This is a genomic window from Hydrogenivirga sp. 128-5-R1-1 (assembly GCF_000171895.1).
The window spans coordinates 1-4,604 of record NZ_ABHJ01000043.1 but is presented as its reverse complement, the minus strand read 5'-3'; the positions used below and the strand labels follow the sequence as shown (position 1 = coordinate 4,604).

The window sequence follows — 4,604 nt, the reverse complement described above, 5'->3', positions numbered from 1 at the left end:
GAAAACATACTTGAAAATATAGCAATCTCTATTCTAATAATGGATTATTTAGGATTAGATTTTGAAAAAGCTTTGGATACTCTAAAGGAATTTTCCCCGTTAGACGGCAGAGGAAAAATAATAAAACACAAAAACCTGACAATAATTGATGATACCTATAATGCAAATCCGACTTCAACTAAAACAGCCATAGAAACACTATCTGATTTAAAAGGTAAAAAAATACTTGTACTTGGCGATATGAAGGAACTTGGTAAATTTTCCAAAGAAAAGCACGAAGAAATAGGCAGATATATTTTAAATTCAAACATTGATAAAGTTTATTTATATGGAGAAGAAGTTAAGCATATTTACGAAATTATAAAAGATAAAAAAGAAAGCTACTTACTATTTAAAGAAAAAATAGCCTACCATTTAAAAAAAGAAAAAGAGCCATCTTTTGTGTGGATAAAAGGCTCAAGAAGTATGAAAATGGAAGATATTATTCATTTATTGAGACAGTAAAAATTTGTAAATTGCCATTCGTGTAAAAAGACCATTTTCAACCTGGTCTAAAATCAAACTTCTATTCCCATAAACAAGCTCACTTTGAATTTCAACTCCTCTGTTTACAGGTCCTGGATGCATTATTACAGCATCATCTTTTAACATGTTAACTCTGTTTTGATTAAGTCCATATTTTATGGAATATTCATTTAATGTTGAGAAAAACGGCTTTATTTGTCTCTCAAGCTGTATCCTTAAAAATATAACAACATCTTTATCTTTTATTGCCTTATCTAAATCTGTATAAACTCTGTCAAACTCAAAAACCTCAAGATGTCTTGGAATCATAGTTTGGGGGGCACATAAAGATACTTTTGCACCAAGTTTATTAAAAAGCTTTACATCAGACCTTGCAACCCTGCTGTGGAGAAAATCTCCAACAATTAAAATATTGAGTCCTTCTATTTTTCCTTTTTCTTCAAGTATTGTAAAAGTATCAAGCAGAGCCTGTGATGGATGTTCGTTTGCTCCATCTCCTGCATTTATAACATGGGATTTTATCTCTTTTGCCACTAAAGCAGGGGCTCCTGACATAGAGTGCCTCATAACTATAAAATCAGACTGAATTGCCTCTAAAGTTTTTATGGTGTCATATAGAGTTTCTCCTTTCTTAACAGAAGAAGTAGAAGCTGATATGTTTATTGTATCTGCTCCAAGTATTTTACCTGCAAGCTCAAAAGATGTTCTTGTCCTTGTTGAATTTTCAAAAAATGGAAGTAAAACTGAGTATCCTCTTAAATCAGAAAGTTTAGTTTCACCGTTTTTATATCTGTTTTTATAATCTTTAAATATTTCATAAATCTCAAATACTTTTTTTTCATCAAGCTGATTTACAGAAATTAAATCTTTCATTTTTAGCCCTCAAAAATTTTTGCTAAAAAATTATACAACATTAAAAAATTCAAAAATAAAGCCGATAATATTATTGCTATGAGAAATTTAAATATTAAAAAAGGCTTTTTTATAATGACTGCAATTTTATCTTTTGTGGTTTTAAGCGTGGTTTTCAACTATTTTCTTGATTATTTCATATCAAATCAGGATTCTATTGTTTCTTTTTATATAGAAAAATAGGTTTATCTGAAAACTGTTTCAGGATGAAGTATTTTATTTTCATCCACTTTTCCTATACCTAAAAATTTACCTGTATTTGAAAATACTGCTGTAATTCCTGTTGTTTCTACAAAATTTACTTTAAATCTCTGTCCGTTTATGAATCTAAAATCAAACCCTTCATCTAAAATTATTTTTGGTAAAAAAGGTAATGATTTTTCTACAGGGATAACAACTTTTTCTATTTCTTCTTTTTCTAGTTTTAAAAACTTTTCTAAAGGCAGGGCATTTTCAACGGAAAATCCATTAATTTTTGTCCTTCTTAGCTCTTTAGTATAAGCACCACATCCTGCTTCATCACCGATTTCTTTTATTAAGCTTCTTATATAGGTTCCAGATGAGCAGTGAACTTTTATTTTAAAAAACGGCAAATTTATGTCTAATATTTCTACTTTATATATAGATACTTCTTTTGGCTTTAACTGGGGAGTTATACCTTCCTTTGCAAGCTGATAAGCTCTTTTTCCTTCTATTCTTTTTGCAGAATAAGGCGGAGGATACTGAAGATATGTTTTTTCAAAAGATTTTATTATCTGAGTAAGTTTTTCTTCTTCAATATTGCACTTTCTTTCTTCTATAACTTTTCCATTTACATCATATGTGTCCGTTATTCTTCCAAGTTCTCCAACTGCGATATATTCTTTATCAAGACCTTGAAAATACTGGGTTAGTTTTGTAGCTTTTCCAAGTGTCAAAATCATAAGACCAGTTGCAAAAAAATCTAATGTTCCGGTATGACCGACTTTAATATTTTCATTAAAAGTTTTTTTTATATGTTTTTTTATTTTTTGTACAAGATAATTTGAAGTTATACCCTGTAGTTTATCTATAAGCACTATGCCGTCCATATTTTTAAAACCTCTCCTGATAAATAAAGTGAGCCTGTAATTAGAATTATCTCATTTTTAGATAAATCTACTGCATACTCAATAGCTTTTTTACATTTTCTATAAAAATATTATTTTTAATATATTCTTTGTCTATGCTTCTTGAAACACCGCTGTAGGTAAATATTACTTTTTTGGAATTATCTTTTACGATGTTTATCATTTTATCCAAATTCTTATCTTTCATTGCTGAGAAAATTGTAATTATGTCTTTATCTGGGAAAAGCTCTTTTATTTCTTCATATGTTTTTATCAAGCTATCTTCATTGTGAGCTCCGTCTAATATTATTAAAGGGTTTTCAGATAAAATCTGCATCCTTGCAGGCCAGTATGTTGAGGAAACTGCTTTTTTTATTTTGTCTTCATCTATTTCTAATTTATTTTTTTCAGAAAAAACTAAAAAGGCAGTTAAAGCAGATGCGAGGTTGAAAGTTTGCCTTTTTCCAAGTAAGGAAGGTTTTAAGTCTTCCAGTTTATAGCTTTTAAATTTATAATTAACCAGTTCATTTTTATATTCTACAAAAAAATCACTGCCAAGCTGATAAATCTCTTTTACCTCTTTTTTTAAAGCCTCATTTAATATCTCTTTTTGCTGTGAGCCGATAATTAAAGGTTTGTCAGGTCTTGCTATACCAACTTTTTCAAAAGCGATTTTTTCTATGCTGTCTCCAAGTAAATGTGTATGGTCTAAAGAAACATTTGTAATTATTGAAACTTCAGGGTTAACTATGTTTGTAGAATCCCATCTTCCTCCAAGACCAACTTCAAGTATAGCTATATCAACCTTTTCATCTAAGAAATATTTAAATGCAAGTAAGGTAGAGCTTTCAAAGTATGTTAAATCATATTTTTCTATAATTGGTTTTAACTGGTTCATATAATATTCTAACTTTTCATCAGATATGTTTTTTCTGTTTATCTGCCATCTTTCGTTTTCTTCTACTAAATGTGGAGATGTGAAAAGTCCTGTTTTTAAACCATTACTCCTAAACAAACTTTCTAAAAAAGCAGCAGTTGAGCCTTTTCCGTTTGTCCCGCTAATTAAAATAGACTTAAAGTTTTCCTGAGGATTTCCAATCTCTTTGCAGCTTTTTTTATTCTTTCAAGGCCGGGCTGTATATTGAAAACTTTTTTGTTGAAAAGGCTGTATAGTTTCAATATTCTTAACTGTTTTGTTCTTCTTTTAAAAGATTTTCTAAGTTTAATACTATCCCGTCTAAAACTTCTATATTACTGTTATATTCTGTTATTATCCAGTTTTTACCTTTCTCGGCAACGATTATTTTTTGGGGATTGGTTAAAATCCATATTACTTTTTTAATACCACTTTTTAAAAGTTTATCTGTTTTTTCAATATAATAGTTGTCTCCCATTTTCGAAAGGTCGGCTTTTGTGTCAACTTCAATTACAACCTCTGGTGGAACTTTTAGATAAGTTCCTTCTGGCTTCTTTAATTTTTCTTTGCTCACAACTGCAATGTCTAAATTCAGCCATTTTCCCTGTCTTTTCGGCGTGTAGAAATATCCAACTTCATTTGCCAAAACTTTGTATTTTTTGTAATTTAGATTTAAATGTAAAAATCTTATTATTGTATCTATTATCCATGCCTGTAAATCACTGCTTCCCATTACAGCCTCCGGCGGTAGTTCTCCAGATAAAACCTTTTTATAGTCTTTGTAATATATCTTTTTATTTCCAAGTATCTCATATACCAAGTTCTCTGGTATTTTCTTTCTACCTCTTTTTGTTTTTTTCTTTTCTAAAACAATGTTCATTTTAAACCTCTGAAGGTTTTTTCTTCATAAAATAAATTATAATGCCAAATCCTGCTATTACCATTAAAAGAGTTATTATCTGGTTCCATGTCAGTCCTATCACTGGAAGAGGAGGCGTCACACCTCTCCAAAACTCAAGTAAAAATCTTTCAAATCCGTAAAATATTAGATAAAAGGCAAATATCTGACCGTCAAACTTCTTATATTTATACATTAAAAATAAAACTGCAAAAATCAGAAAATTGCCTAATGCTTCTGCCGGCTGTGTAGGATAAAGAGGTAT

6 protein-coding genes are annotated in these 4,604 nt (G+C 29.7%); 1 reads left to right on the top strand and 5 read right to left on the bottom strand.

What is annotated here, in order from left to right; translation table 11 throughout:
* A partial coding sequence (locus HG1285_RS05885) for a cyanophycin synthetase (RefSeq protein WP_008288278.1) occupies positions 1-504 on the top strand: 504 nt, incomplete at its 5' end.
* Here HG1285_RS05885 and HG1285_RS05890 read toward each other — a convergent pair.
* The 5 genes from HG1285_RS05890 to HG1285_RS05910 all read right to left on the bottom strand — a co-directional run.
* Positions 490-1,398 (bottom strand): aspartate carbamoyltransferase catalytic subunit, encoded by a 909-nt coding sequence (locus HG1285_RS05890; RefSeq protein ID WP_008288277.1) that lies wholly within the window; start codon positions 1,396-1,398, stop codon positions 490-492. The genes HG1285_RS05885 and HG1285_RS05890 overlap by 15 nt on opposite strands.
* A 224-nt stretch (positions 1,399-1,622) precedes the next feature.
* Positions 1,623-2,507 (bottom strand): tRNA pseudouridine(55) synthase TruB, encoded by an 885-nt coding sequence (gene truB / locus HG1285_RS05895; protein WP_008288276.1) that lies wholly within the window; start codon positions 2,505-2,507, stop codon positions 1,623-1,625.
* A gap of 67 nt (positions 2,508-2,574) precedes the next feature.
* Entirely contained in the window at positions 2,575-3,588 is a 1,014-nt protein-coding gene (locus HG1285_RS05900) for a folylpolyglutamate synthase/dihydrofolate synthase family protein (protein ID WP_232219500.1), read from the bottom strand.
* Positions 3,589-3,709: 121 nt separating this feature from the next.
* Positions 3,710-4,321 (bottom strand): Uma2 family endonuclease, encoded by a 612-nt coding sequence (locus HG1285_RS05905; RefSeq protein ID WP_008288274.1) that lies wholly within the window; start codon positions 4,319-4,321, stop codon positions 3,710-3,712.
* A 1-nt stretch (position 4,322) separates the two neighbouring features.
* On the bottom strand, positions 4,323-4,604 hold a 282-nt coding region (locus HG1285_RS05910), incomplete at its 5' end, for a prolipoprotein diacylglyceryl transferase family protein (RefSeq protein WP_008288273.1).

What these genes read in the sequence shown, in the direction of transcription:
- HG1285_RS05890 (WP_008288277.1), bottom strand. Translation starts at nt 1,398, where the DNA reads ATGAAAGATTTAATTTCTGTAAATCAGCTTGATGAAAAAAAAGTATTT.
- truB (WP_008288276.1), bottom strand. Translation starts at nt 2,507, where the DNA reads ATGGACGGCATAGTGCTTATAGATAAACTACAGGGTATAACTTCAAAT.
- HG1285_RS05905 (WP_008288274.1), bottom strand. Translation starts at nt 4,321, where the DNA reads ATGAACATTGTTTTAGAAAAGAAAAAAACAAAAAGAGGTAGAAAGAAA.